Source organism: Mycobacterium riyadhense, from assembly GCF_963853645.1.
Taxonomy (GTDB): domain Bacteria; phylum Actinomycetota; class Actinomycetes; order Mycobacteriales; family Mycobacteriaceae; genus Mycobacterium; species Mycobacterium riyadhense.
Genome location: NZ_OY970456.1, coordinates 1,411,841 through 1,438,018, shown reverse-complemented (window position 1 = coordinate 1,438,018; position 26,178 = coordinate 1,411,841). Strand labels below are relative to the sequence as shown.

Genomic DNA, 26,178 nt, shown 5'->3' with positions numbered 1-26,178 from the left:
GCGCAGCGGGTCGCGACCATCGGACGAGGTGATGCCCCGATTTGGGCCTTTTATCAAGCCGAGCTCAAGCCAGCCTGATCAAGCCATAGTCATAGGCATGCCGACGGTAGACCACGGACGGCCGGTCGGTGTCCTTGTCGTGGAACAGGAAGAAATCGTGTCCGACAAGCTCCATCTCGTACAGCGCATCGTCGACCGACATCGGCTTTGCCGGGTGTTCCTTGGTTCGAACGATCCGACCGGGCTCGTGGTCTTTCTGATGGTTGAGTCCGACTTCGACGCTCTTTACGGAGGGGTGGTCGTGTGGCTCGGCCTCGTGGGTGTTAAAGGCCTTTTCCGGCGGCGGCACCACCGCCGTGGCCTCGGCCAGCGAGACGGGAGTCTTGTCGCCATAGTGCACTTTGCGCCGATCCTTGCCGCGGCGCAGGCGGCTTTCCAGTTTGACGACCGCGGACTCAAGGGCGGCGTAGAAGCTGTCGGCGCACGCCTCTCCGCGGACAACCGGCCCGCGCCCGCGAGCGGTGATCTCGACGCGTTGACAGGACTTGCGTTGGCGACGGTTGCGTTCATGGTCGAGCTCGACGTCGAACAGGTAGATCGTTCGGTCGAACCGCTCGCAACGGGCGAGTTTTTGCGAAACGTAAGTGCGGAAGTGGTCAGGAATCTCGACGTTACGGCCCTTGAACACGATCTCAGCGTGCGCAGTCGGTTCGCCCTGTTCGCCGGTTCCAGCCGACGCTGGGTCCAGAATCTGATCGGAATCCACGGTAAGCCTTGACATACGTGACAACTCGTTTCTCTTTCCACGTCACACGCGTCCTGCGTGTCCGGCAATCAGATAGGCGCCGACGGGGTTAGCGCGGTTTTGAAGGTGTCACCGCCGCACGCTGCCCGCCGGAGCAAGATATCGATTACTCACCCCCTACCTGCGGGTGCTGCATGAAGGTTGGTTCCGACGTTAGCTCGTGTTCGCCTTGCCGTGCCACCAATTTGGCACACCTGTTTCGAGTTCTTCACGTTCTCTTGGCAACTTCTTTGATTCACGCAGATTCTTCTCATGCCGCGGCGATCGCAAGGACGGCGGCGACCCGCATGCCGGCGTCTTGCAGGACCCGAACCGATTCGCGTGCCGTGGCCCCGGTAGTGACGATGTCGTCGACGATCAGCACTTCGCCGATATCCCTGCCCGGCCGCCGCACGCGCAGCAGTACCCGGCCTGCGATGTTTCGCTCGCGATCCGATGTGTTAAGCCCGGCCGAATCGCGGGCCAGCGCTCGCATTCGCAGTGCCCGCACAACGGTGATCTGCGGATGGATTGCGACTGCCGTCGTTGCGATGCGGGTGATCGGGTCGCCGCCGCGCCGTCGCGCTGCCGAGCGTCGGGTCGGTGCGGGCACGATCGTCAGTGGGGTCTCGACCATGCCCCAGCACAGCAGCCGATGTACACCGACTGCTAAGGCGCGCGCCAGCGGCACGACGAGGTCGCGGCGGCCGCGCTCCTTCATCGCCAGGATCGCCTGGCGGCGAGCGCCGACATAGCGGCCGAGCGCGAACACCGGCACCTGCGGGTCGATGCGGGGAGTCACCACGCGCGGCTCACCGGTGTCCACCGACAGTTCCTCGGCGCAGGTGTGGCACCAGCGCGTCGACGGCGCTCCGCAGCCGCCGCATGCCAAGGGGAGGATGAGGTCGAGCACGTCTGCAGTGTTGCCGCCGAGGGTGACAACGCGGCGCCTCAGTCTGATCCGCCCAGCAGCGATGGCCAGCTGAAACTGAGTGCACCCTGGCTCAGCCGGGTGATGAGGTCTTCGAGATGCCGCAGCGGCAAGTCCATACGCCACTCCGGCAGCAGCGCCGACAGGCGAAGGGAATCCGAGCCGAGCTCGACGCCGGTGATCAGTAGCCCGCGCGGTAGCTCAGGCAGCGGCACCTGATATGCGGGGGTCCGCGACGGCAGCCGCCACCGCCGTTGCCCGGTGATCACGGCACGGGGTCGCAGCCATAACGTCGTCCCGACCACATCGGCGTCCACTTCGAGACCGGCCCAATCGGGTCGGCGCGCCCAGCTGAGTCTTGCCGTGCCGTCCTCCCGCAATTCGCTGCGCAGCTGCGGCGCCGCCTGTCGCAGCACGTCGTCGAACACCGCTGCCGGCAACGCCGACGACAGCTCCACCGGAGCCGCCACCACCAGCGGCGGTACGCCGGGGCGGATGTGCACGTTGCGCAGCACGGCGACGGCGCTTTGCAGGCGGTGTTGATCCCACCTGATGTCGCGAGCGGCCACCCGGACGTCACCCAGCTGGCCCACCGGCAATCCTTGGGGGTCCAGCGCGGAGTCCAGCTCGGTGACGGTGAGCAGCACATCGTGGGCGCCGATGCGTACCGTGACCTCCTTGCCGACGAGCAGTTGCTGCAGGGTGATGAACAAGGTCCGGTACGGCATCGAAACCGCCTGGGCCGCACCGGCACTGACCGACGGCATTCCGGTGGACTGCCACAACGAGCCCAGGACGTCCAACGCACGGAAGGCGTCGTCCCAACGCAACCGGGGAAGTTTGGGAAACATCCGAGGCGCCTCCTCAGTGCGAGGGTAGCCGGATTACCCCGGCAACACCGGCGCCGCCCCGGCGATCATCAGCCCCGCCACCTCCGACCAGCTCTGCTGGTTTTCGGCGGCCGACGCCGAGTACATCACGATCCCTTGGGGGCCGGAGACATACACCGTCGACGGGTTGGCCGCTATGGCGAAAAGCGGGATCTGCAAACCGCGAGACGGCGCGTCGGAGTTCACCCCGTCGAGGTTGACGTACGACACCGGATGGGTGGCGTCATTGCGGGTCACCACGATGTCGTCCCCGGTTCGCCAGTACAGCGACACCACCGAGGTGCCCAGCCCGAAACCCAGCCGCCGCGGGTAGGTCAGGGCGAACTGGCCGGCCTGGGTCTGCTCGACACTGGCCAGGATCACCTGGCCAGCGATCACCATCGCGGCACGTGTCCCATCCCGGGACAGCTGCAGGTCGGTGATGGGCCCGGGGAAGCGGCTGGAGACCGCGGTGGAATCCACGGGGATCCGCGCAGGTTGTCCGGACGCCGTTTCTTGAATCGCTCGCAGCACGTTGTTGGCATCGACCACCACCCAGACCGCATCGTCCAGCGACCAACTCGGCCGCGACAGGTTGTGCCCGTCTGCGGACTGGACCGCCTCGCCGCCGAGATCGCCGATCCACAGGGACGCCGCCATATCCGGGGCGCCGCGCCGCAACGTCACCACCGAAGCCACCTGGCGCCCGTTGCGCGAGAGCGCGGCGCCCGTCTGGTCCCCCATCCGCCCGAAGGCTCCGGGCACAGTGGTGATGCGCTGTCCGTCCAGCGCTACCAGAGACCCGTTTACCAGGGCATGCAGCCCCGCACCGGCACCGTCGGCGACACCGGGGTCGGTGGCGGCGACGTCGGAGGTGGTCCACCCTTCGGCGAACCTGTCCTCCAGCGGGGCGCCGTCGGCGTTGATCACGTACGGCCCTCTGATGTCGGCGCGGGCCAGTGTCCAAATGATCTGCGCGGCAAGCAATTGCCTACTGTGTGGGTCGGTGGTGGACAGCTTCTCCAGATCGATGCGCGCGCCGCCGTAGCCTTTGCCGATTCCGCTCTTGCCGCCGTCGGCCCGGGTCACCGGACCGCGTAACCGCAACGGCGGAGCCAGCAGATTACGCACCGTGTGCGCCATCTCCGGACGTGGACCGGCCAGCAGCTTGGAGACCAGCTCCGTGGCCAGCTGATCGTGGTCGGACACCGCCACATAGCGCGGATCGGGGACGACGGTCTTGCCGGTCGGGTCGGCGAAGTACAGGGTGTTGCGCTTGTAGGTCGCCTGAAACTGCTGCCAGTCCAGGAAAACCCCGTTAGGAAGCCGGTCAATGCGCCAGCCGCCGGATGTCTTGACCAGCTCGATCGGGCCCGGGTCTGGCAGCTGGCCTTCGGCGGTCTCGAACACCCCCACGTCGGACAGCGAGCCCAGGATGTCGGCCCGCATGGTCGCCGAAACCCGGTCGGCGCCACGGGTTTCGACGAACACCACGTGGTCGATCAGCAGTGCGCTGCCGGCGTCGTCCCAGGCGTTCGATGCCGATTGGGTGAGGAACTGGCGCGCGGCCAGATGCCGGTTCGCGGGATCGGCTGTGGCCTTGAGGAATTCCCGCAACAGTACGTCAGGGTCCATGCCGGGGGTCGGCTTGGGCAGGTTCGACGGTGCCGGTCGCTCCACGGTACCGATGGCTTGGGGCGCCGACGAGCTAGGCACGCTGGCGCAGCCACCGAGCAACAGGGCCGCGCAGATCAGAGCCAGGAGCCGCCTCATCACCCGCTCCACTCGGCATGCTCACGTGGGCGCTGACGCTCATCGTGGTCCGGCGCAGTCGGCTGTGTCGGCTGCGGTATTGGTTTCATGGGCAGCGGGCTGGTAGTCACCTTGTGGCCGCGGACCAGGGGAAGCGTCAACCGGAAGCACGCACCTTCGCCGGGCTCTCCCCATGCCTCCAGTCGGCCCTGGTGCAGTCGCGCGTCCTCGATGCTGATCGCCAGACCCAGCCCGGTGCCGCCGGAGCGCCGCACCCGTGACGGATCCGAACGCCAGAACCGGCTGAACACCAGCTTCTCCTCACCGGGCCGCAGCCCGACCCCGTAGTCGCGGACCGTCACGGCGACCGTGTCTTCGTCAGCGGCCATCCGGATCCGCACCGGTTTGTGCTCGGCGTGGTCGATGGCGTTCGCGATCAGATTGCGCAGGATCCGTTCCACCCGGCGCGCATCGACCTCGGCGATCACCTCCCCCGGCGGCATGTCAACCAGCAACTCGATACCCGCCTCCTCGGCCAGGTGGCCCACGTTGCCCAGAGCGTTATTGACGGTCGCGCGCAGGTCGACCGCCTCGACGGACAACTCGGCCACGCCGGCGTCGTGGCGCGAGATCTCCAGCAGGTCGTTGAGCAGCGTCTCGAACCGATCCAGCTCGCTGACCATCAGCTCGGTGGAGCGCCGCAGCGTCGGGTCGAGGTCGGCGCTGTGGTCGTAGATCAAGTCGGCGGCCATCCGCACCGTGGTCAGCGGCGTGCGCAGTTCGTGGCTGACGTCGGAAGTGAAGCGGCGCTGCAGGTTGCCAAACTCTTCGAGCTGAGTGATTTGCCGGGACAGGCTTTCGGCCATGTCGTTGAACGAGACCGCCAGCCGGGCCATGTCATCTTCACCGCGCACCGGCATGCGCTCGGAAAGGTGGCCCTCGGCGAACCGTTCGGCGATACGGGATGCCGACCGCACTGGCACCACGACTTGGCGCGATACCAGCAGGGCGATACCAGCGAGCAGGACAAGCAGCACCAGACCGCCGGTGGCCATGGTGCCGCGCACCAGTGCGATCGTGGCCTGCTCGTTGACCAGAGGAAAAATGAGGTACAGCTCCAGATTGGTCACCCGGGACGACGTCGGGGTACCGACGATCAGCGCCGGCCCCGAGAAACCGTCGGTGTGCACCGTGGCGTACTGGTAAGCCGCCTGCCCGGCCTTGACGAAGCCCCGCAATGCATTGGGCACCTGGTCGACGGGTCCGGCACTAGACGCGGCGCGCGGCCCGTCCCCGGGCACCATCAGTACCGCGTCGAACACACCGGCCAGGCCGGCGCCGGAGGCCGGGTCGGATTTCGACGTCAGGGTGTTGCGTGCGAGCTGGAGGCTACTGTCGAGCGAGCGCGTCTCCTCGCCGTTGACGATCCCACTGACGGTGGTGCGCGCCCGCTCGATCTGGTCGATTGCGGCCTTGACCTTGATGTCGAGCACCCGGTTGGTGACCTGGCTGGTCAGCACAAAGCCGAGCGCCAGGATCACGGCCAGCGAGAGTCCGAGCGTCAATGCCACTACCCGCAATTGCAAGGACCGACGCCAGGCAATCGCTACGGCTCGACTCAATGCACTCAAGCCGCGCGTCATGGGGCCCGAGCGCCCCCAACGACCCCGGCTACGTCGCCGCGAGCCCCAAATCAATGGACCTCCCGGATCACGGAGGTCCGGCCTTGTATCCCACTCCTCGAACGGTCAACACTACGGTCGGGTTCTCCGGGTCTTTCTCGACCTTGGCCCGCAGACGCTGGACATGTACGTTCACCAGGCGGGTGTCCGCCGGGTGCCGGTATCCCCACACCTGTTCGAGCAGCACATCACGAGTAAACACCTGGCGGGGTTTGCGCGCCAATGCCACTAACAGGTCGAACTCCAGCGGTGTCAATGGGATCTGCTCGCCATTGCGGGTGACCTTGTGCGCTGGCACATCGATGTCGACGTCGGCGATGGACAGCATCTCGGCGGGCTCGTCGTCGTTGCGGCGCAGCCGCGCGCGCACCCGCGCGACCAGCTCCTTGGGCTTGAACGGCTTCATGATGTAGTCGTCGGCGCCCGACTCCAGTCCCAGCACCACGTCCACGGTGTCGGTCTTGGCCGTCAGCATCACGATCGGAACGCCGGAATCGGCGCGCAGCACCCGGCACACGTCGATGCCGTTCATACCGGGCAACATCAAATCCAACAGCACCAGGTCGGGGCGCAGCTCGCGCACTGCGGTCAGGGCTTGAGTACCGTCGCCGATAACCGCGGTGTCGAAACCCTCCCCACGCAACACGATGGTGAGCATCTCGGCCAGCGAAGCGTCGTCGTCGACGACTAAAATCCTTTGCCTCATGCTGTCCATGGTGTCACCAGTTCGGGATAAAACTGGGGCGCCACACGGGCGTTTCTTGGTCAAGAAGGGCAAATACTCTCAAATTCGCCCATTTGGGGCCATCAAAGTCGCGGCCAGGCCGCCCGGATCGACGTCGGCGTCGACGACCAACCATCGTCCGCCCCAGCCGGCCGCGGCCAATCCGAGGTACGCCGCCCCGGTGCGCCGCTGCAGTTCGTCGTCGCGTTCGTAGCTGTCGCGCGCCCGGCCGGGATCACTTTCCGCCCGGTTGCGGGCCCGCTGCTCGGCGAGTTCGGCGGGCACCGCGAGCAGCACTTGCCAGTCGGGTGCGGGCAGACCCAACCTCCGGTATTCGAGCTGCTGCACCCAGGCCACCACCTCGCCGTCAGCATCCTGGTGCAGACGCGCCGCGCTGTAGGCGGCGTTGGAGGCCACGTAGCGATCCAGGATCACCACGTCGTGATCGCCTTGTAAGCGTTCGATCTCGGTGATCGCGCCGGCCCGGTCGAGCGCGAACAGCATCGCCATCGCATACACCGACGAAGCGAGGTCACCGTGTTTACCATGCAGCGCCTCGGCCGCGACGTCGGCGGTTACCGATTGCCCGTATCGCGGGAAAGCTAGCGTGGCCACCGACTTGCCCACGTCCTCGAACGCCTTGCGCAGGCCTTCGGTCAACGTTCGCTTGCCGGAGCCGTCGACGCCTTCGATTGCGATCAGCACCGCGCGAGCCTAGCGGGCAAGCGCCAACCCTCAGTAGCGGTAGTGATCCGGCTTGTAAGGGCCCTCGACGTCGACACCGAGGTATTCGGCCTGCTCCTTGGTCAGCTTGGTCAGATGACCGCCGAGGGCCTCGACGTGGATGCGGGCCACCTTCTCGTCAAGGTGCTTGGGCAGCCGGTATACCTCGTTGTCGTACTCGTCGTTCTTGGTCCACAGCTCGATCTGGGCGATCGTCTGGTTGGCGAAGCTGTTGCTCATCACGAACGACGGGTGCCCGGTGGCGTTGCCCAGGTTCAGCAGCCGGCCTTCGGACAGCACGATGATCGAGCGACCGGTCTCCTTGAAGGTCCACAGGTCCACCTGCGGCTTGACGTTGGTCCGGGTCGCCCCCGAGCGCTCCAGGCCGGCCATGTCGATCTCATTGTCGAAGTGGCCGATATTGCCCAGGATCGAGTGATCCTTCATCTGCTTGATGTGCTCAAGCATGATGATGTCTTTGTTGCCGGTCGCGGTCACCACGATGTCGGCGTCGCCGATGGCCTCCTCGACGGTGACCACGTCGAAGCCCTCCATCATCGCCTGCAGCGCGTTGATCGGGTCGATCTCGGTCACGGCGACGCGCGCGCCCTGACCCTTCATCGCCTCCGCACAGCCCTTGCCGACGTCGCCGTAGCCACAGATGAGGACCTTCTTGCCACCGATCAGCGCGTCGGTGCCGCGGTTGATGCCGTCGATCAGCGAGTGCCGGGTGCCGTACTTGTTGTCGAACTTGGACTTGGTCACCGAGTCGTTGACGTTGATCGCCGGGAAGGCCAGATCTCCGGCGGCGGCGAATTGGTAGAGCCGCAGCACGCCGGTTGTGGTCTCCTCGGTGACGCCCTGGACGGACTCGGCGATCTTGGTCCACTTGCCCTTGTCGGTCTCGAAGCGGGTCCGCAGCAGGTTGAGGAACACCTTCCACTCCGCGGAGTCGTCCTCTTCGGCGGGCGGCACCACACCGGCCTTCTCGTACTGCATGCCGCGCAGCACCAGCATGGTGGCGTCACCGCCGTCGTCGAGGATCATGTTGGCCGGCTTGTCCGGGTCGGGCCAGGTGAGCATCTGCTCGGCGGCCCACCAGTACTCCTCCAGCGTCTCGCCCTTCCAGGCGAAGACCGGGACACCCTTGGGCTCCTCGGGAGTGCCGTACGGGCCGACGACGACGGCCGCCGCCGCATGGTCCTGGGTCGAGAAGATGTTGCACGACGCCCAGCGGACTTCGGCGCCCAGCGCCGTGAGGGTTTCGATCAACACGGCGGTCTGGACGGTCATGTGCAGCGAACCCGAGATCCGGGCCCCCTTGAGGGGTTGCACCTCGGCGTACTCGCGGCGTAGCGACATCAGGCCGGGCATCTCGTGCTCGGCGATCCGGAGTTCTTTGCGGCCGAATTCCGCTAGTGACAGGTCGGCGATCTTGAAGTCGATGCCGTTACGAACGTCTGGGGCTAGCGAGATTTCGGTTGTCGTCATTACGTGTTTCATCCTTACTACGGGGCTCACTGGGGCTCAAAGGTCCGAGCGGGCTACTTCGCCTCGATACGCTCGAGCGCCACTTTAGTCGCCTCGCTGTAAGCCCCGCAGGTCAGGACCGTTCAGCGAACCTCTCAGGGGACAATATTGACGCCGTGCCGCTCCGCGAACGGCGTCATCAATCGGGCCAAGTCCGCCGCCACGTCGTGGTCGGCCTCCGGTGGCATCGACACGTAGCTCAAGCACAGCCGCACGATCGCCCGCGACAGCACATTGGCGTCGTCGTCGCTGGTGGCAACCCACGTTTGGGTGAATGCCGTTGCCAGCCGGGCCGACGCGCGGGTGATGATCGGCGCGCTGTCGGTGGTGATGAGTTGCAGCAGATCGGGCTTGGCGACCCCGGTCAGCAGCGAGATCACCAGTGGGTCGGCCGCCGTCTCTGTGAAGAACGTGCGAAAACCCTGTAGGAACGATTCGTAGACGTTGCCCACGTTGGCGTCCAGGGCGGCGTGCACGGCGTCGACCAAGCGATCGGCCAGGCGCAGCGCGTAGCCCTGGGCGAGCCCCTGGCGGGAACCGAATTCGTTGTAGATGGTCTGCCGGCTGATGCCCGCGGCGCGAGCGACATCGGACAGCGTGATCGCCGACCAGTCCCGGGTCAGCAGCAGATCCCGCATCGCGTCGAGTACCGAGTCACGCAGCAGGGCACGCGACGCTTCGGCATAAGGAACCCGCTTCATAGGCGCGACTGTAGTGTTCGGGGCGGTCATGAGCGAGCAACCTCCACCATCACGAAGTCCGACTTGGCCGCGCCGCAGTCCGGGCAGCTCCAGTCCTCGGGAATGTCGGCCCAGCGGGTGCCGGGCGCGATGCCGTCCTCCGGCCAGCCCAGCGCCTCGTCATACTCGAAGCCGCACTGGACGCATTGGTACAGCTTGTAATCAGGGTCAGTCATCGGTTCGCTCCAATCTTCTCGAAATCGACCTTCTCGCGGACAGCGCAGTCCGGACAGCACCAGTCATCGGGAATCTGATCCCAGCCGGTTCCGGCTGGAAAGCCTTCCCTGGGATCACCTTTGGCCTCGTCGTAGACGTAGTCACAGATCGGGCACTGGTAGGAGGCAGTCATGCGGCTTGCCCGTACTTGGCCAGGATCTTCCCGCGCAGCCGCGGCTGCACGTTGACCCTGGTGATGTCGCCGTCGTAGTGCTCGAGCACCCGGTGGTCCATCACCTTGCGCCACAGCGGAGGGAAGTAGGTCAGGCCGATCATCGACGCGTACCCGCTGGGCAGATTGGGCGAGCCGTCCATGCTGCGCAGCGTCTGGTAGCGGCGAGTCGGGTTGGCGTGATGGTCGCTGTGCCGCTGCAGGTGGTACAGGAACAGGTTGGTGACGATGTGGTCGGAGTTCCAGCTGTGTACCGGGGCGCAGCGCTCGTAGCGGCCGTTTGCGTTCTTCTGCCGCAGCAGTCCGTAGTGCTCGAGGTAGTTGACGGCTTCAAGCAGGCAGAAGCCGAAGACCGCCTGGACGATCACGAACGGGATCAGACTCGGGCCGAACGCCGCGATCAGCACGCCCCACAGCACCACCGACATCGCCCAGGCGTTGAGCACGTCGTTGCGCGGATATGTCTTCGGATTCCAGGGGCTGACGCCTGCTCGGCGCAGCCGCTGGGCCTCCAGCCGAACCGACGAGCGCAGGCTGCCAAACACGCTGCGAGGCAGGAACTCCCAGAAGGTCTCGCCGAACCGGGCCGACGCCGGGTCCTCGGGGGTGGACACCCGAACGTGGTGACCGCGGTTGTGCTCGATGTAGAAGTGCCCGTACCAGGTCTGCGCCAAGGTGATCTTGGACAGCCAGCGCTCCAGCGACTCCTTCTTGTGCCCCATCTCGTGCGCGGTGTTGATGCCGACGCCGCCGAGCACGCCGATCGATAGCGCCACACCGAGTTTCCCTGCCCAGCTCAACCCGCCGTCAAAGCCGAGCCAGCTGAGATTGGATGCGGTGAACAGATAGGCACCCAGGACCACGCTGAGGTATTGGAACGGGATGTAGACGTAGGTGCAGTACCGGTAGTACTTGTCGTTCTCCAGCCGCGCCATCACCTCGTCGGGCGGGTTCTGCCCGTCGGGTCCGAAGCGCAGGTCGAGCAGCGGCAACAGGATGTAAAGCAGGATCGGCCCGATCCACAACGGCACCTGCGCGGCGGCATGCCAGCCGAGTTGGTTGAGCCCCCAAGTGATCGGCAGCATCACGAACAACGCCGTCGGCGGGATCAGTCCCATGAGCCACAGGTAGCGCTTCTTGTCGCGCCATTCGGGTTCGGGGGCGGGTACCTGATCTTCTTGGACCGTTTCGGACCGGATCTGTGTGGTCATAGGCCAAACCTCCTTGTGAGTCACACCACGTCGAGGTTGGACAATACCGCCATCTCCGTCTCCTGTCTAGACAATAGATGGCAATTTGTATACCTATTGGCCAAACATGAGTTATTTGTCTTGTACGAGCTCCTGAGTCTCCCGCCGGCCCTGCACCGAGTGCCGGCGCCCGTAGCCGACATAGATCGCGGTTCCGAGCAACAGCCAGACGCCGAACCGGATCCAGGTCAACGCCGTCAGATTCAGCATCAGCCAGAGGCACGCAACCACCGAGGCGATCGGAAGCAGCGGCACCCAGGGAGCCCGGAACCCGCGCTGCAGGTCCGGCCGCATCCTGCGCAGGACGATCACGCCGGCGGACACCAGAACGAATGCAAACAGGGTGCCGACATTGACCATCTCTTCGAGCTTGGTTATCGGGAACACCGACGCGGTCGCGGCCACCACTACCGCGACCAACACGGTGATCCGGACGGGGGTGCCGCGCGAACCGGTCCTGGCCAGTTGCTGGGGCAACAGCCCGTCTCGGGCCATCGCGAACAAGACCCGGCACTGCCCGAGGATCAGCACCATCACCACGGTGGTCAGACCCGCCAGCGCCCCGACGGAGATGATGCCGCTGGCCCAGTACAACCCGTTTGCCTTGAACGCGGTCGCCAGGTTTGTCGAGCCACCACCCGGGACGGTACGCAACTGGGTGTAGGAGACCATGCCGGACAACACGACCGAAACCGCGACGTAGAGCAGGGTGACGACCCCCAGCGACGCCAAAATTCCCTTCGGGACGTTGCGCTGCGGGTCCTTGGTCTCCTCGGCCATGGTGGCCACGATGTCGAACCCGATGAACGCGAAGAACACGATCGATGCCCCGGCCAACACGCCGTACCAGCCGTAATGGCTGCCCGGCGCGCCGGTCAGCAGCGACAAGACGGACTGGTCGAGCCCTCCATCGTGGTGTCCGGCTTCGGGTTTGGGAATGAAGGGCGAGTAGTTTTCGGCCTTGATGTAGAAGGCGCCGACGATCACCACTAACACCACCACCGACACCTTGATCCCCGTCACCACCGCGGAAAACCTCGATGACAGCTTGGTGCCCAGCGCGCACAGGGTCGCCACCAGCGCGACGATCAGCAATGCACCCCAGTCAAGGCTGAACGACCCGAGATGGGCTGTGCCACCGGCAAATCCGAACACCGTGCCCAAGTAGCTGGACCAGCCTTTGGCCACCACCGCGGCGCCAATTGCCAATTCCAGCACCAAATTCCAGCCGATCACCCAGGCGAGGAACTCGCCAAAGGTGGCATAGGAGAACGTATACGCGCTACCGGCCACCGGCAGCGTCGAAGCGAATTCGGCGTAGCACAGCGCCGCCAGCGCGCAGGTGCCCGCGGCGATCAGAAACGACACCCAAATGGCCGGGCCGGTGATGTCACCCGTTGTCGACGCGGTAACCGTGAAGATGCCGGCCCCGATCACCACCGAGACACCGAAAACCACCAGGTCCCACCAGGTGAGGTCCTTGCGTAGCCGGGTGGTCGGTTCATCGGTGTCGGCGATCGATTGCTCTACCGATTTCGTGCGCCATCGACCGGCCATCACCCGTCCTCCCACTCGTTGTGACCGCACAGTACCGAGTAACCTCCCGAGGATGCGCGGCCGACGCGACGACACCAGGGACCACGCGGTCGTCATCGGAGCCAGCATCGCAGGGCTCTGCGCCGCGCGGGTGCTGTCGGACTGCTATTCGCGGGTGACGGTTTTTGAGCGCGACCAGCTGCCGAGCGGACCGGCCAGCCGCGCCACGGTCCCCCAGGACCGGCACCTGCATATGTTGATGACGCGCGGGGCCAACGAGTTCGAGAGCCTTTTTCCCGGCTTGCTGAACGACATGGTGGCCGCGGGCGTGCCGATGCTGCGGACGGAGCCGCAACGCGTCTATTTGGGCGCTGCCGGCCATGTCCTGGGCACTGGGCGCACCCTGCGCAAGGAATTCAATGCGTATGTGCCCAGCCGGCCACATCTGGAATGGCAGCTGCGACGACGGGTGCTCGAGATCGGCAATGTCGAGATCGTGCGGCGCTCCGTCGCCGAACCGAGGTTCGAGCGGGGGCAGCGACGGGTGACGGGCGTGCTGCTGGATTCGGTCGGCGGCGACCAGGAATTCCCGGAATTCATCGCTGCCGATCTGGTCGTCGACGCCGCGGGACGAGGCACTCGCTTGCCGGTGTGGTTGGCGCAGTGGGGATACCGGCGCCCAACCGAACAGACGGTGGACGTCGGCATCACCTACGCCACCCAGAAGTTCCGCCTACCCGAAGGCTCGCTCGACGAGAACATCGTCATCGCGGGCGCTTCGCATGACCGGTCGTATGGGATCGGCATCCTGCGCAACGAGGACGACACCTGGGTTTTGACCGCATTCGGGGTTGCCAATGCCAAGCCGCCGCCGACGTTCGATGACATGCGCGCCCTTGCCGCCGAGTTGCTGCCGGCGCGTTTCGGCGTTGCCCTGAAACAGGCCGAGCCCGTCGGAAACCCGGCACGCCACGCCTATCCGGTGAGTAGGTGGCGCCGCTATGACAGGGTGCGCCGCTTTCCGGCCGGGATCGTTGCCGTCGGTGATGCGGTGGCCAGCTTCAACCCCACCTACGGGCAGGGCATGACCATGACCTCGCTGCAGGCCGGTCATCTGCGACGGGCACTGGAGTTTCCGGACCGCAAACTGGCCGGCAAGCTCAATCGGGCGACCGCTAGAACCACATACCCGGTGTGGATGAGCAACGGCATTGGCGACGTCAGCTTCCACAATGCGACGGCCAGTCCGGCACCCATTTGGTGGCGACCTTTCGGCGCGTTGTTCGACCAGTTCCTCGAGGAAGCCGAAACCGAGCCGGCGCTGGCCGAGTGGTTCCTGCGCCGGTTCTCCCTACTCGACAGCCTTTACATGGTGCCGTCGCCGCTGCTGGTCGGCCGTGCCATCGCGAACTATGTGCGCCGCGCCGTCATGAGGCGGCGCTCGGGCTGAACCCCGCAAGCACTGGGTAGTCTGCGGGCATGCGGGGGAAAGATCACGCGGTGGTTATCGGTGCCAGCATCGCCGGTTTGTGCGCCGCGCGGGTGCTCTCGGAGTTCTTCGACCAAGTGACGGTTTTCGAGCGCGACGAGCTGCCGAGCACACCGGCCAACCGCGCGACCGTACCCCAGGACAGGCATTTGCACATGCTGATGGCCCGCGGCGCCAACGAGTTCGAGCGCCTGTTCCCGGGCCTGCTCAAAGACATGGTGGCCGCGGGCGTGCCCATGCTGGAGAACCGGCCGGACTGCATTTACCTGGGCGCCGCGGGCCATGTCCTGGGAACCGGACACACGCTACGCGATGAGTTCACCGCCTACGTGCCGAGCCGCCCGCACCTCGAGTGGCAGGTGCGGCAACGCGTCGCAGACATCGACAATGTCGAGATCGTGCGGCGCGCCGTCGCCGAGCCGAAATTTGAGCGCGCGCGACAGCGGGTGACCGGTGTGCTGCTCGACCCCGCCGTACCTGGTCAAGACCCGGAACTAATGCCAGCAGACCTGGTGATCGACGCGGCGGGTCGCGGCACGCGGTTACCGGTGTGGTTGGCCCAGTGGGGATACCAGCGCCCCGAGGAAGACACGGTGGATATCGGCGTCAAGTACGCCTCACAGCAGTTCCGCATCCCGGAGGGTCTGATCCCGGAGAAGGTCGTGGTCAACGGCGCCTCACACGACCAGTCGCTGGGACTGGGCATGCTGTGTTATGAAGACGGCACCTGGGTCCTGACCACCTTCGGGGTGGCCAATGTCAAACCGCCACAGACTTTTCCGGAGATGCTCGCGCTGGCCGACAAGCTGCTGCCCGAACATTTCACCTCCGCGCTGGCCCAGGCCGAACCCATCGGCGAGCCGTCGTATCACGCCTTTCCGGCTAGCCGATGGCGCCGGTACCACAAGCTGCAACGCTTCCCGTCCGGGATCCTTCCGTTCGGGGATGCGGTCGCCAGCTTTAATCCCACCTTCGGGCAGGGCATGACAATGACGTCGCTGCAGGCCGGTCACCTGCGACGCGCGCTGCAAACAGCCGATGGCGACCTTGCCCGCGAATTCAATCGGGCCACCGCCAAGACCACCTATCCGGTGTGGATGATGAACGCCATCGGTGACATCACTTTTCACCACGCCAAGGCTGACTCCATACCCCGCTGGTGGCGGCCGGCAGGCAACTTGTTCGATCAGTTCCTGGGCGCCGCGGAAACCGAACCCGTTCTCGCCGAATGGTTTTTGCGTCGGTTCAGTCTTCTCGACAGCCTCTACATGGTGCCGCCACCGCGGATAATCGGCCGGACGATGGCGCACAATATGCGACTGTGGCTGTCAGAGAAGCGTGACCGCAGGCGGGCCGCCCCCGCTTAAAGCCCGAGAGTCGCCCTGAACAACTTGGTGGGTTCGCGCGCGACCAGCCGGATCGGACCGTCGTCGGCGCCCACCCAGGCCGCCATACCGCGGTCCAGCGTGAGCGAACCGGATTTCCCGTGGACGGTCGTCGAACCCTCAGCGCACAACAAGATCTGGGGCCCGTCATGGCGCGACGACGCGTCGACCTCATGGCCGAGATGCTCGCCGTCGATTACCAGCAGCGCGACCGCGAACTCTTCCGTCGGGGTCTCATAGATCAGCCCCATCCCCTCGCGGCGGATCGGCGGCCGCAGCTGGGCCTCGGGGGTGGGGGTGAAGTCCAGCACTCGCAACAACTCGGGCACATCGACGTGCTTGGGCGTGAGACCGCCGCGTAACACGTTGTCGGAGTTGGCCATAACCTCCACGCCGACACCCCGCAGATAGGCATGCAAGTTGCCCGCCGGCAAGAAGATTGCCTCGCTGGGGGCCAGGCTGATCCGGTTGAGCAACAATGCCGCCAGCACGCCGGCGTCGCCCGGATAGCGTTCGCCGAGTTCCAGCACCGTCTTGGCTTCGGCCGCGAATTCCGTAGCGCCCGAGCTGATGTACTGGATGGCACCCTCGAGGACGGCGGGCACCAGCACGTCGATGTCGGGCTGAGGTGCGGTGATCCAGGTGGTGAACAGGGCACGCAGACCATCGGCGTCGGACTGGTCGCTCAGCAGATCGATGAACGGATCGAGATCGGACACGGCGAGCGCCTGCAGCAGCTTGGCGGTACGAGCCGCCTGACGAAAGCCCGCCAGCGCCTCGAAGGGCTGCAGCGCGACCAACAGCTCAGGCTTGTGACTGGTGTCGCGATAGTTGCGGACGGGTGCGGAGATCGGAATGCCCAGTCGCTCTTCGCGCAGGTAGCCCTCCACGGCCTGCTCTGCGCTGGGATGGGCCTGCAGCGACAGCGGTTCGTCGGCCGCCAGCACCTTGACCAAGAACGGGAGCACATCACCGAACCGGGCGCGCGACCCCGCGCCGAGCTGTCCCTCCGGATCGTCAGTCAGCGCTTGCAGCAGGGAGATTTCGCCATGGTCGGTTTCCAGCCACGCCGGGTCGCCTGGGTGTGCGCCGAACCAGAGTTCGGCCTCAGGGTGAGCGGCCGGGACCGGCCGCCGAGTGAATTCGGCGATGGCGGTGCGCGATCCCCAAGCGTACGTCCGTAACGCTCCGCGTAGCAGTTCCACCGTCTCTATCTATCCCCGCACCAGTCGCAAGTAAACCGCGGCCATTTCCAGCCGAACGGCCAGTACCGCGAGTTGCTGCTCGGCGCGCCCGACGCCCCGCGGCACGGGAGACGAAGCCGGGCCGTCGGCCACCTCCGGCACATCTTCCGCCTCGATCAGGTAGGCGTCGTTGAGCCCGGCCACCCGAGCGGCGACTACCGTCCGCTCGTGAGCAAGGGTCAGCACCAGCACCCGAAGTCGCTGGAGCAGCGGCCCGTCGATGTCGTCGTCGTGAAACAGGGCCTCTCCCGCATACCCGGCATCGAGCGCGGGGGTCCGCAGCGCCACCACAGCATCCGCCAGTCCGGTGGCGGCCGCGACCTGGTCTCCCACCCGAAGCAGAATCGAACTGCCATGGCGCGCCAGCGCCAGCGTCGCGGCGCTGTCGCCGGCCAGGGCCACCCGGCACCCGGACACCCGCGCGGCAATTGTCTTGGCCGGATTGGTGAACACTTCCCGGCTGGCACTGTTGCGCAGCACCTCGGCATCCACCTCATCGGCTAGCGATGCCAGGTCGATGCGCAGCCTGGGCTCCAGGGTTTTCAAAACGGCCAGCCCCGCAGCCAGGTAGCGGCACAACCCAAACTCATCGGGGACCCACACCCGCGGTTCCAGCACCGCGACGCGGCCGGCCGTGGAATCGCGCAGCGGGCCCTCATACGGTGCCACCACGACCACCCGAGCGCCCCGGCGCACTCCCGTCGCGGCCGCGGTGACCAGGGCAGGATCACCAGGATCGTCCCCGGCAACGATCAGCACATCCAGCGCCCCGATCCACGGCGGCGCCTCGGCGGCGAGCACGATCGGTGTGGCGGCCGCCGCACCGAACGTCGCGGCCAGCACCGCCCCAGCGGTCTCGGCGGGGCCTCGTCCGGCGACCCAGATCACCGTGTGTGCACGGTCGTCGCCACGAAGCGAGTCAAGTTCGCCTTCGTCGGCCGCGGCGGCGATGGCACGCACCTGCGCGCCGGCCGTCGAAGCGGCCCGCAACATGGCCTCCCGGTCGGCACCGATCAAGCCCTTGGCGTCCTCGAGATCAATGGCCTGGGTGGCGTTCACGGTCCCGCCTCGTTGGCAACTGCGTGGGCAGCAATTTCGGCGCTGACGTGCTGGACCACCGCCTCGACATCCTCGACACTGCGTCCCTCCACATTAAGCCGCAGCAACGGCTCGGTGTTGGAGCTGCGCAGATTGAACCAGCTGTCATGACCCAGGTCCACCGTCACCCCGTCCAGATGATCGATCGCCTGAATCCGACTGCCGAATGATTTCAGCACGGCGTCCACACAGGTCGCCGCGTCAGCCACCTTGAAGTTGATCTCGCCCGACGATTCGTAGCGTTGATAATCGGCGGTCAGCTCCGACAGTGGCCTTGGGGGTCCATCCTGTTCGCCAAGGGCGGCCAACACATACAGTGCGGCCAGCATTCCGGAATCGGCGCCCCAGAAATCACGGAAGTAGTAGTGCGCCGAGTGCTCACCGCCAAAAATCGCGCCGGTGTCAGCCATCAGTGCCTTGATGTAGGAGTGTCCGACCCGCGAACGCAATGGTGTGCCGCCGTGCTCGATGACCAGCTCCGGCACCGCGCGCGACGTGATCACGTTGTGGATCACGGTAGCGCCGATCTCCCGCTGCAGCTCACGCGCTGCCACCAAGCCGGTGACCGTCGATGGCGAGACCGGCTGGCCGCGTTCGTCGACCACGAAGCACCGGTCGGCATCCCCGTCGAACGCCAACCCGATATCGGCACCGGTGGCGCGCACATAGGCTTGCAGATCCAGCAGGTTCGCCGGGTCCAGCGGGTTGGCCTCGTGATTGGGAAACGATCCATCCAACTCAAAGTACAAGGGCAACAACGTAATCGAGTCGATCGCGCCCAATACGGCCGGCGCGGTGTGGCCGGCCATGCCGTTGCCGGCGTCCACAGCCACCCGCAACGGGCGCAACCCGGAGGTGTTGACCAGCGAGCGCAGGAACGCCCCGTAGTCGGCAAGCACGTCTTGGTCGGTGACCGTTCCCGGTGGCACGTCGCCCGCGGGAACACCGGCGATCAGGTCGTCGCTGATCGCGGTCAGGCCGGTATCCTTGCCGACCGGTTTGGCCCCGGCCCGGCACAACTTGATGCCGTTGTAGGCCGCTGGGTTGTGGCTGGCGGTGAACATCGCGCCGGGGCAATCCAGCAGCCCCGAGGCGAAATAAAGCTGATCGGTGGACGCCAATCCGATTCGCACCACGTCGAGACCCTGGGCGGTCACCCCGGCCGCGAATGCCGCGGACAGCGACGGTGAACTGTCGCGCATGTCGTGCCCGACGACCACCTGCTGCGCACCTTCAGCACGCATCAGCCGCGCGAACACGGCGCCCACATCGGTGACCAGTGACTCGTCGATCTCTTCGCCGACCAACCCGCGCACGTCGTAGGCCTTGATAACACGTTGGACAGCCGCGGCGGGCCAAGACATGCGGGGGCTCCTGACGACCTGGATTGTGATTGTCTGTTGGTCGCCAGCCTAATGGCCCGCGAGCCGCCGTCGAGCGCTAGCGCACTTAATCCGAAGGATCGGGCAACACCCGCAGATGTCCGCGCCGGCGGCCAGAGCGCTCGGGCGGGGCGAGCAGGCTACCGGTTGGCGCGGTGGCATGCAGCTGCGCTTCGGTCGGAGCGGCCCCCGCTTGCGGCGCAAAGCCGTTGAGCGGCACGCCCGTCGCAGCCGCGCGGGTTCCCGAGTAGGACAGCTCCCCAGCGCCCGGGCCACCTTCCCGCACCGCGTCGGCCAGCGCGACCAGGTCGTCCTCGTCGGGATGCGTAGGCAGTGGCCCGGCATGGCGCACGAGTTCCCACCCGCGTGGTGCGGTGATACGGCCGGCATGGCCGACGCAGAGATCCCAGGAGTGCGGTTCCCGCGCGGTAGCGAGCGGACCGACCACCGCGGTGGAGTCCGAGTAGACGAACGTCAACGTTGCCACTGCGTAGTGCGGACACCCGGGCCGGCAGCAGCGACGGGGTACGTTCACGAGCGCAAGGCTATCGTGCGGAAACGTCGCCGAAGCGCCGGACACGCGCATCCGTTCTTCCCACGATGTGTAACCGTTACCATCGGTCGGTGAGCGATTCCCGAAGCTCCCCACGCAGCGGTCGCTCGGGAGGTAGATCGGCGACGCAACGAGCGCGGCGACGGGGTCGCGATCTGCGAGGTCCGTTGCTGCCGCCGACAGTGCCGGGATGGCGCAGCCGGGCCGAGCGGTTCGACATGGCGGTGCTGGAGGCTTACGAGCCCATCGAGCGGCGCTGGCACGAGCGGGTGTCGGAACTCGACGTCGCGGTCGACGAGATCCCCCGGATTGCGGCCAAGGATCCCGACAGCGTGCAGTGGCCCCCCGAGGTCATCGCCGACGGACCGATCGCGCTGGCCCGCTTGATCCCCGCCGGTGTGGATGTCCGGGGCAACGCCACGCGAGCGCGAATTGTCTTGTTCCGCAAGCCAATCGAACGACGAGCAAAGGACACCGTCGAACTCGGCGAATTGCTGCACGAAATACTGGTGGCTCAGGTGGCCATCTACTTGGACGTCGATCCTGCCGTCATCGACCCGACGATCGACGACTGACTGCCCGACGCCGCTTTAGATAATGCCGCGCTTGAGGCGGCGACGCTCGCGCTCGGAGAGACCGCCCCAGATGCCGAAGCGCTCGTCATGGGCCAGGGCGTATTCCAGGCATTCGTGACGGACCTCGCACCCCAGGCAGATCTTCTTGGCCTCGCGGGTAGATCCACCCTTTTCCGGGAAGAACGCTTCGGGATCCGTTTGCGCGCATAGCGCACGGTCCTGCCATTGGTCGCTGGGCACCGGTTCGGGCTCGGGCTCGAATGCCTCGAATGCGGTGGGTACCTCTGGAACCAAGCTCAGATGCGGTCGGGGCGTTGCCATGTTAGTGGTGTGCGGTGCGCCTCCCATTACGCCCCGAAGGTGCTCATAGGACATGCCTCCGCCTCCTCACTGATAGATAGTGAAATGGTTTCCCACTGTTTTGATGTACAGTTAACCCAATTCGAACAAGTGATCGAATCTCGGTCTGCGACACCGGAACCGGCCGGCCAACCGGGAAATGACACTGATGTGATTAGACACGGCTTCACCTGCTGGGTCAAGCATTCCGCGGCATTTCCATATCATCTCGTGATCAAATTTCGGCGATTCCGTTGTTGTTGGTCTTCGGCGTGTCTTGCGACGCCTCACACGGGCCGGTCGACCCCGCATCGCGGGCAGGTACTGTCCTGCGATGTGAAGGTCACTGTTCTGGTGGGTGGAGTCGGCGGTGCCCGCTTCCTCCTGGGAGTGCAGCAGCTGCTGGGCCTTGGCCAGTTTGCCACACCCGACGGTGCCCTCCAGGACGCGGGCCACGAGCTAACCGCCGTCGTCAACATCGGCGACGACGCCTGGATCCACGGACTGCGCGTCTGCCCGGATCTGGACACGTGCATGTACACACTGGGCGGCGGCGTCGACCCGGAGCGCGGTTGGGGCCATCGTGACGAAACATGGCACGCCAAAGAGGAACTCGCGCGCTACGGCATGCAGCCCGATTGGTTTGGACTCGGCGACCGCGATCTGGCCACCCATCTGGTGCGCACCCAGATGCTGCGGGCAGGCTATCCGCTGTCGCAAGTCACCGCGGCCTTGTGCGACCGTTGGCAACCGGGTGCACGGTTGCTGCCCGCGAGCGACGACCGGTGCGAAACCCACGTGGTGGTAACCGATCCAGTGGACGACGCCCCCCGGGCGATCCATTTCCAGGAGTGGTGGGTGCGCTACCGCGCCCAGTTACCGACCCACAGCTTCGCCTTCGTCGGGGCCGAAAAGGCCAGCGCCGCAACGGAAGCGGTGGCAGCCATCGGCGAAGCGGACATCATCATGCTGGCACCGTCGAATCCCGTGGTCAGCATCGGCGCGATCCTGGCGGTCCCCGGTATCCGCGGGGCGTTGCGGTCGGCCACCGCTCCGATCGTGGGCTACTCGCCGATCATCGGCGGAAAGCCGTTGCGCGGCATGGCTGATGCATGCCTGGCAGTCATCGGGGTGGATTCCACCGCGGAAGCGGTAGGCCGGCATTACGGCGGGCGCCGCACCACCGGGATACTGGATTTCTGGTTGGTACACGACGGCGATCACGCCGAAATCGACGACGTCATGGTGGCATCGGCACCGCTGCTGATGAACGACCCGAAGGCGACGGCGGAGATGGTCCGGGCTGGCTTGGACCTTGCGGGCGTGACCCCCGTCGGCGACGATGCAGAGCGTAGCGATGCTGAGGAGCGGCGCCAATGACCCCCGTCGGCGACGATGCAGAGCGCAGCGATGCGGTGGAGGCACCTCCCGCTTGCGGGGGAGAGCGGCGCCAATGAGCCGCGTGACCGACCACGGTACCGCGACGAGGATCGAGATGCTGCCCATCACCGGGCTTCCCGAATTCCGTCCGGGCGACGACCTGGGCGGCGCGGTCGCCGCCGCGGCGCCGTGGCTGCGTAACGGCGACGTGGTGGTCGTCACCAGCAAGGTGGTGTCCAAGTGCGAGGGCCGGCTGGTCCCGGCTCCCGAGAATGACGAGGCGCGAGACGGACTGCGCCGCAAGCTGGTCGAGCAAGAGTCGGTGCGGGTGCTGGCGCGCAAGGGGCGGACGCTGATCACCGAGAACCGGCTCGGGCTGGTTCAGGCCGCCGCCGGTGTTGACGGATCCAACGTCGACCGCTCCGAACTGGCGCTGCTGCCAGTCGATCCCGACGCCAGTGCCGCGGCCCTGCGGGCCGGGCTACAGGAGCGACTCGGCGTCACCGTCGCCGTAATCATCACCGACACCATGGGCCGCGCGTGGCGCAACGGCCAGATCGACGCCGCTGTCGGTGCCGCCGGTCTGGCTGTGCTGCACAACTATTCGGGTGCCGTCGACCGATACGGCAACGAGTTGGTGGTGACCGAGATCGCGGTCGCCGACGAGATCGCGGCCGCGGCCGACCTGGTCAAGGGCAAACTGAACGGCATGCCAGTGGCCGTGGTGCGCGGTCTATCCGTGCCCGATGACGGTTCGACGGCCCGGCAACTGCTGCGACCGGGCGCTGAAGACCTGTTCTGGCTCGGCGCCGACGAGGCCATCGAGCTGGGGCGTCAGCAGGCTCAATTGTTGCGCAGGTCGGTGCGCTGGTTCAGCGCCCAACCGGTGCCACCGGACCTGGTGGAGGCCGCCGTCGCCGAAGCCCTCACCGCGCCGGCTCCGCACCACACCCGGCCGGTGCGGTTCGTGTGGCTGCACAGTCGCGCCACCCGCGACCGGCTGCTCGACCGGATGAAAGACAAGTGGCGGCACGACCTTGCCGGCGACGGCAGACCCGCCGACTCCATCGAACGCCGGGTGGCGCGCGGCCAGATCCTCTACGACGCACCCGAAGTCGTCATCCCGCTGATGGTCCCGGACGGCGCACACACCTACCCCGACACCGCTCGCACCGACGCCGAGCACACCATGTTCACCGTCGCGGCCGGCGCCGCCGTGCAAGCCCTGCTGGTCGCGCTGGCGGTGCGCGGGCTGGGCAGTTGCTGGATCGGGTCGACGATCTTTGCCGCCGACCTGGTACGCGAAGAGCTGGACCTGCCTGTCGACTGGGAGCCGTTGGGCGCCATCGCGATCGGCTATGCGCAGGAGCCAGCCGGGTTACGCGACCCGGTCCCGCTCACCGACTTGCTGATCCTGAAGTGACATGGGCTCCAGCGACGATAGGCTACCCAGACGTGGCCGTCTTGCAGCCGATGCCATCTATCAACCTTCCGACCCGACTTGGCTCACGATTCAGAGCTCGGCATCGCTGGAGCCCGCTGACCTGTGAGTCTGCTTCGGGACGCGTCGAAAATCGCGCACTAACCCAGACCTGCAGCGCGGCCGCTGGAGCCTTCCTGGCGGGCCGGTCGTTCCGGAGCACCTGGACGCGAAGAAGATAGCGAGCCGGGGCTACTCCGAACTGCGGTGGCGCGCACCATGACTCAAATTTGGCGCGAGGTTCTGCTCTGGCTGTCTGTATTGCTCTGTAGTCACATCTGCAACTCTGGCCTGCGCCGGAGGCTATGGTCTCGCTGCCCACCTAATGGGAATGGATCGGCTGTAGTCGTTGACCGTGCTTTATGGATGGTCATCGGCGAGGCTGATTGGTGAGCCGCCGGCCGGTGAGCACTATTGCCCACCAGGAACGATTGATTCCTTCGGCGTAGACCGTTGCCCCGGTCCGGTCGTGGGTCACTTGTAGCGCTACTGGGATGTTGTGCCATGCGAGCACTGGACCATTAGGCCGCAGCCGGGTGGCTTCAGGCTCGAACAAAGAGTAGTTCGATCCAGTGAGGAGAAGGTGGTGAGGTGATGTTGTTTGTTGGCGATGACTGGGCCCAAGACCATCACGACGTGTATCTGATGGACGAGGCTGGCGCACGTTTGGCCGCAACGCGATTACCTGAGGGGTTGACCGGGATCGGGCAGTTCCACGAGTTGCTCGCCGAGCATGCCGACGATCCCGGCGAGGTGATCATCGGGATCGAGACCGACCGCGGCATGTGGGTGGGTGCGCTGGTCGCGGCCGGTTATCAGGTGTACGCGGTCAATCCGAGGTCGGTGGCCCGGTACCGGGACCGCCATGGGGTTTCGGGCGCGAAATCCGACGCCGCTGATGCGAAGTTACTGGCCGATCTGGTCCGCACCGACCGCCACAACCACCGCCCACTCAGCGCCAATAGTTCGCAGGCCGACGCGATCCAGGTGCTGGCCCGTGCCCATCAGGGCCTGATCTGGACGCGGGCGCGCCAGTCGGCCACACTGCGCGCCAACTTGTTGCAGTACTATCCGGCGGCCCTAGAAGCGTTGCCCAGTCTGGGCGACCGGGATCGCGACCGCGACGCGCTGGCAGTGCTGGGCCGAGCTCCCACCCCCACACAAGGTGCCCGGTTGAGTCTTAGCAAAATCGGATCGGCGCTTAAAGCCGGTGGGCGCCAACGCAACATCGACGAACGCGCTCGCCAGATCCAAGCGGCCCTGCGCACCGAGCAACTGGCCGCCCCCGAGGCCGTCACACAGGCCTGCGGCGCCATCACCAGCGCCACCGTCAACGTGCTGATCGAACTCACCGATCAGATCAGCCAGTTGGAAACCACGCTGGCTGAGCATTGTGAAAAGCACCCGGACGCCGACATCTACCGCTCCCTGCCAGGACTTGGTGTCATCCTCAGCGCCCGGGTGCTCGGTGAGTTCGGGGACGCCCCGAACCGCTACACCACCGCCAAGTCTCGCAAAAACTACGCCGGCACATCACCGTTGACCGTCGCGTCGGGAAGACAAAAACTCGTGCGGGCCCGCTACGTCCGCAACGACCGCCTCTACGACGCCATCGACCGCTGGGCGTTCGCCGCCCTGCAATGCAGTCCCGGTGTGCGCGCCTACTACGACCAACACCGCGCCGCCGGCGACACCCACCACCAAGCCCTACGGGCCTTGGGTAACCGCCTCGTGGGCATCCTGCACGGTTGTCTACGTCACCAAACCCTCTACAACGAAGACACCGCCTGGGCCCACCGACAACTCACCGCCGCTTGACTCTTCCAACGTACCCGCGACAACTGGGGTTTCTGCAGGTCATTCCCGAAGCAGAGGGCCGCGCGGTCAAGACCCCACGGCTGCGTTTGTTTTTGCTTGTTTTGAAGCTTCCTGGTCCTGGCTGGGCGGCGTCGAAGTCGGCGTCGGGGTCAAAGGTTCGGGCGCAGCCCGACCGCGTAGCGGCCGTAGGGCCTTGACGGCGGCGCCGTTCGGCGCATGCTGTTCAGGGCAAGGGAGATCGAGATCGCTTGTGCTGCTTTCGGCTTGGGGTTGACGATATTGGTCGTTGACGCTCTTCAGTGCCCGGTTTGCCGGGTTGCGGCCCAAACCGACAACCCACCGCCGCTTGACTCTTCCAACGCTGGGATGTCTACCCGCGACAACGCGGTTTGTGCAGGTCAACGCCACCGCGAAACCCGCACGGCCACCACCAACGTGGGCACAACACCGCAGCTCAGGCGATTGTCGCTCACAGCCGGGCACATCGGGTGTGTCACCGGGCGCAGCGACACATGTGACTGTTGTG

Annotated in this window: 24 protein-coding genes and 1 pseudogene; 7 read left to right on the top strand and 18 right to left on the bottom strand. The window is 65.9% G+C overall.

Features of this window, described 5'->3' with window-relative positions; genetic code table 11:
• Positions 1-64 precede the first annotated feature (64 nt).
• The 13 genes from hpf to AADZ78_RS06405 form a co-directional block, all read right to left on the bottom strand.
• Positions 65-766: a ribosome hibernation-promoting factor, HPF/YfiA family gene (hpf, locus tag AADZ78_RS06465; protein ID WP_139828609.1), complete on the bottom strand. Its 702-nt coding sequence runs from the start codon at positions 764-766 to the stop codon at positions 65-67.
• 289 nt (positions 767-1,055) lie between these two features.
• Entirely contained in the window at positions 1,056-1,697 is a 642-nt protein-coding gene (locus tag AADZ78_RS06460) for a ComF family protein (protein ID WP_085249823.1), read from the bottom strand.
• 38 nt (positions 1,698-1,735) lie between these two features.
• Entirely contained in the window at positions 1,736-2,566 is an 831-nt protein-coding gene (locus tag AADZ78_RS06455; protein WP_085249824.1) for an LmeA family phospholipid-binding protein, read from the bottom strand.
• A gap of 33 nt (positions 2,567-2,599) precedes the next feature.
• Positions 2,600-4,357, bottom strand: coding sequence for an MtrAB system accessory lipoprotein LpqB (gene lpqB / locus AADZ78_RS06450; protein ID WP_169726260.1), 1,758 nt, complete (start codon positions 4,355-4,357; stop codon positions 2,600-2,602).
• Positions 4,357-6,033, bottom strand: coding sequence for an MtrAB system histidine kinase MtrB (gene mtrB, locus AADZ78_RS06445; protein ID WP_085249825.1), 1,677 nt, complete (start codon positions 6,031-6,033; stop codon positions 4,357-4,359). The genes lpqB and mtrB overlap by 1 nt, the downstream gene beginning before the upstream one ends.
• Positions 6,034-6,046: 13 nt before the next feature.
• Positions 6,047-6,733, bottom strand: coding sequence for a two-component system response regulator MtrA (gene mtrA / locus AADZ78_RS06440; RefSeq protein WP_085249826.1), 687 nt, complete (start codon positions 6,731-6,733; stop codon positions 6,047-6,049).
• A 69-nt stretch (positions 6,734-6,802) separates the two neighbouring features.
• Complete coding sequence (locus AADZ78_RS06435) at positions 6,803-7,447, bottom strand: dTMP kinase (protein WP_085249827.1); 645 nt, start codon at positions 7,445-7,447, stop codon at positions 6,803-6,805.
• A 30-nt stretch (positions 7,448-7,477) separates the two neighbouring features.
• On the bottom strand, positions 7,478-8,956 hold the full coding sequence (gene ahcY / locus AADZ78_RS06430) for an adenosylhomocysteinase (protein ID WP_085249843.1): 1,479 nt from the start codon (positions 8,954-8,956) through the stop codon (positions 7,478-7,480).
• Positions 8,957-9,090: 134 nt separating this feature from the next.
• A complete protein-coding gene (locus AADZ78_RS06425) occupies positions 9,091-9,726 on the bottom strand; it encodes a TetR family transcriptional regulator (protein ID WP_139828607.1) in 636 nt (211 codons plus the stop codon).
• Entirely contained in the window at positions 9,723-9,911 is a 189-nt protein-coding gene (locus AADZ78_RS06420; protein WP_085249829.1) for a rubredoxin, read from the bottom strand. The genes AADZ78_RS06425 and AADZ78_RS06420 overlap by 4 nt, the downstream gene beginning before the upstream one ends.
• Positions 9,908-10,084, bottom strand: coding sequence for a rubredoxin (locus AADZ78_RS06415; RefSeq protein ID WP_085249830.1), 177 nt, complete (start codon positions 10,082-10,084; stop codon positions 9,908-9,910). Before AADZ78_RS06415 ends, AADZ78_RS06420 begins: the two co-directional genes overlap by 4 nt.
• Positions 10,081-11,334 (bottom strand): alkane 1-monooxygenase, encoded by a 1,254-nt coding sequence (locus tag AADZ78_RS06410; RefSeq protein ID WP_085249831.1) that lies wholly within the window; start codon positions 11,332-11,334, stop codon positions 10,081-10,083. Before AADZ78_RS06410 ends, AADZ78_RS06415 begins: the two co-directional genes overlap by 4 nt.
• A gap of 111 nt (positions 11,335-11,445) precedes the next feature.
• Positions 11,446-12,930 (bottom strand): APC family permease, encoded by a 1,485-nt coding sequence (locus AADZ78_RS06405; RefSeq protein WP_085249832.1) that lies wholly within the window; start codon positions 12,928-12,930, stop codon positions 11,446-11,448.
• Between the two features lie 52 nt (positions 12,931-12,982).
• Here AADZ78_RS06405 and AADZ78_RS06400 point away from each other — a divergent pair, with 52 nt between their 5' ends.
• Together AADZ78_RS06400 and AADZ78_RS06395 are read left to right on the top strand one after the other, a co-directional pair.
• Positions 12,983-14,359, top strand: a complete 1,377-nt coding sequence (locus AADZ78_RS06400; protein ID WP_085249833.1) for an NAD(P)/FAD-dependent oxidoreductase — start codon at positions 12,983-12,985, stop codon at positions 14,357-14,359.
• A gap of 50 nt (positions 14,360-14,409) precedes the next feature.
• Positions 14,410-15,765: an FAD-dependent oxidoreductase gene (locus AADZ78_RS06395; RefSeq protein ID WP_139828610.1), complete on the top strand. Its 1,356-nt coding sequence runs from the start codon at positions 14,410-14,412 to the stop codon at positions 15,763-15,765.
• Here the strand turns inward: AADZ78_RS06395 and manA are convergent.
• The 4 genes from manA to AADZ78_RS06375 form a co-directional block, all read right to left on the bottom strand.
• Entirely contained in the window at positions 15,762-16,988 is a 1,227-nt protein-coding gene (gene manA, locus AADZ78_RS06390) for a mannose-6-phosphate isomerase, class I (RefSeq protein ID WP_085249835.1), read from the bottom strand. The two genes, AADZ78_RS06395 and manA, sit on opposite strands and share 4 nt — an antisense overlap.
• Before the next feature lie 9 nt (positions 16,989-16,997).
• A complete protein-coding gene (locus AADZ78_RS06385; RefSeq protein ID WP_085249836.1) occupies positions 16,998-18,086 on the bottom strand; it encodes a TobH protein in 1,089 nt (362 codons plus the stop codon).
• Positions 18,083-19,489 carry a phosphomannomutase/phosphoglucomutase gene (locus AADZ78_RS06380; protein ID WP_085249837.1) on the bottom strand — a complete coding sequence of 469 codons (1,407 nt, stop codon included), beginning with the start codon at positions 19,487-19,489 and terminating at the stop codon, positions 18,083-18,085. The genes AADZ78_RS06385 and AADZ78_RS06380 overlap by 4 nt, the downstream gene beginning before the upstream one ends.
• An 85-nt stretch (positions 19,490-19,574) precedes the next feature.
• Complete coding sequence (locus tag AADZ78_RS06375) at positions 19,575-20,042, bottom strand: DUF3499 domain-containing protein (protein ID WP_204803972.1); 468 nt, start codon at positions 20,040-20,042, stop codon at positions 19,575-19,577.
• A gap of 173 nt (positions 20,043-20,215) precedes the next feature.
• Here AADZ78_RS06375 and AADZ78_RS06370 point away from each other — a divergent pair, with 173 nt between their 5' ends.
• Positions 20,216-20,635: a metallopeptidase family protein gene (locus AADZ78_RS06370; protein WP_085249844.1), complete on the top strand. Its 420-nt coding sequence runs from the start codon at positions 20,216-20,218 to the stop codon at positions 20,633-20,635.
• Between the two features lie 15 nt (positions 20,636-20,650).
• Here AADZ78_RS06370 and AADZ78_RS06365 read toward each other — a convergent pair whose 3' ends face one another.
• Positions 20,651-20,983 (bottom strand): WhiB family transcriptional regulator, encoded by a 333-nt coding sequence (locus tag AADZ78_RS06365; RefSeq protein WP_085249839.1) that lies wholly within the window; start codon positions 20,981-20,983, stop codon positions 20,651-20,653.
• 327 nt (positions 20,984-21,310) lie between these two features.
• On the opposite strand from AADZ78_RS06365, the gene cofD reads away from it, so the two are divergent.
• The 4 genes and pseudogenes from cofD (at position 21,311) to AADZ78_RS06350 (ending at position 25,652) form a co-directional block, all read left to right on the top strand.
• Complete coding sequence (gene cofD / locus AADZ78_RS06360; protein ID WP_085249840.1) at positions 21,311-22,354, top strand: 2-phospho-L-lactate transferase; 1,044 nt, start codon at positions 21,311-21,313, stop codon at positions 22,352-22,354.
• Positions 22,317-22,438 (top strand): annotated as a pseudogene (locus AADZ78_RS28950) (sirohydrochlorin chelatase); the annotation flags it as partial. The gene cofD and the pseudogene AADZ78_RS28950, both read left to right, overlap by 38 nt.
• Positions 22,428-23,777, top strand: coding sequence for a coenzyme F420-0:L-glutamate ligase (locus AADZ78_RS06355; protein ID WP_085249841.1), 1,350 nt, complete (start codon positions 22,428-22,430; stop codon positions 23,775-23,777). The pseudogene AADZ78_RS28950 and the gene AADZ78_RS06355, both read left to right, overlap by 11 nt.
• 651 nt (positions 23,778-24,428) lie before the next feature.
• Positions 24,429-25,652, top strand: coding sequence for an IS110 family transposase (locus AADZ78_RS06350; protein WP_341343631.1), 1,224 nt, complete (start codon positions 24,429-24,431; stop codon positions 25,650-25,652).
• Positions 25,653-26,178 lie beyond the last annotated feature (526 nt).

Coding starts and splice junctions, on each gene's coding strand:
- AADZ78_RS06455 (WP_085249824.1), bottom strand. CDS start 2,566: ATGTTTCCCAAACTTCCCCGGTTGCGTTGGGACGACGCCTTCCGTGCG.
- lpqB (WP_169726260.1), bottom strand. CDS start 4,357: ATGAGGCGGCTCCTGGCTCTGATCTGCGCGGCCCTGTTGCTCGGTGGC.
- mtrA (WP_085249826.1), bottom strand. CDS start 6,733: ATGGACAGCATGAGGCAAAGGATTTTAGTCGTCGACGACGACGCTTCG.
- ahcY (WP_085249843.1), bottom strand. CDS start 8,956: ATGACGACAACCGAAATCTCGCTAGCCCCAGACGTTCGTAACGGCATC.
- AADZ78_RS06425 (WP_139828607.1), bottom strand. CDS start 9,726: ATGACCGCCCCGAACACTACAGTCGCGCCTATGAAGCGGGTTCCTTAT.
- AADZ78_RS06420 (WP_085249829.1), bottom strand. CDS start 9,911: ATGACTGACCCTGATTACAAGCTGTACCAATGCGTCCAGTGCGGCTTC.
- AADZ78_RS06415 (WP_085249830.1), bottom strand. CDS start 10,084: ATGACTGCCTCCTACCAGTGCCCGATCTGTGACTACGTCTACGACGAG.
- AADZ78_RS06410 (WP_085249831.1), bottom strand. CDS start 11,334: ATGACCACACAGATCCGGTCCGAAACGGTCCAAGAAGATCAGGTACCC.
- AADZ78_RS06405 (WP_085249832.1), bottom strand. CDS start 12,930: ATGGCCGGTCGATGGCGCACGAAATCGGTAGAGCAATCGATCGCCGAC.
- AADZ78_RS06400 (WP_085249833.1), top strand. CDS start 12,983: ATGCGCGGCCGACGCGACGACACCAGGGACCACGCGGTCGTCATCGGA.
- AADZ78_RS06380 (WP_085249837.1), bottom strand. CDS start 19,489: ATGTCTTGGCCCGCCGCGGCTGTCCAACGTGTTATCAAGGCCTACGAC.
- AADZ78_RS06365 (WP_085249839.1), bottom strand. CDS start 20,983: ATGGGAGGCGCACCGCACACCACTAACATGGCAACGCCCCGACCGCAT.
- AADZ78_RS06355 (WP_085249841.1), top strand. CDS start 22,428: ATGAGCCGCGTGACCGACCACGGTACCGCGACGAGGATCGAGATGCTG.
- AADZ78_RS06350 (WP_341343631.1), top strand. CDS start 24,429: ATGTTGTTTGTTGGCGATGACTGGGCCCAAGACCATCACGACGTGTAT.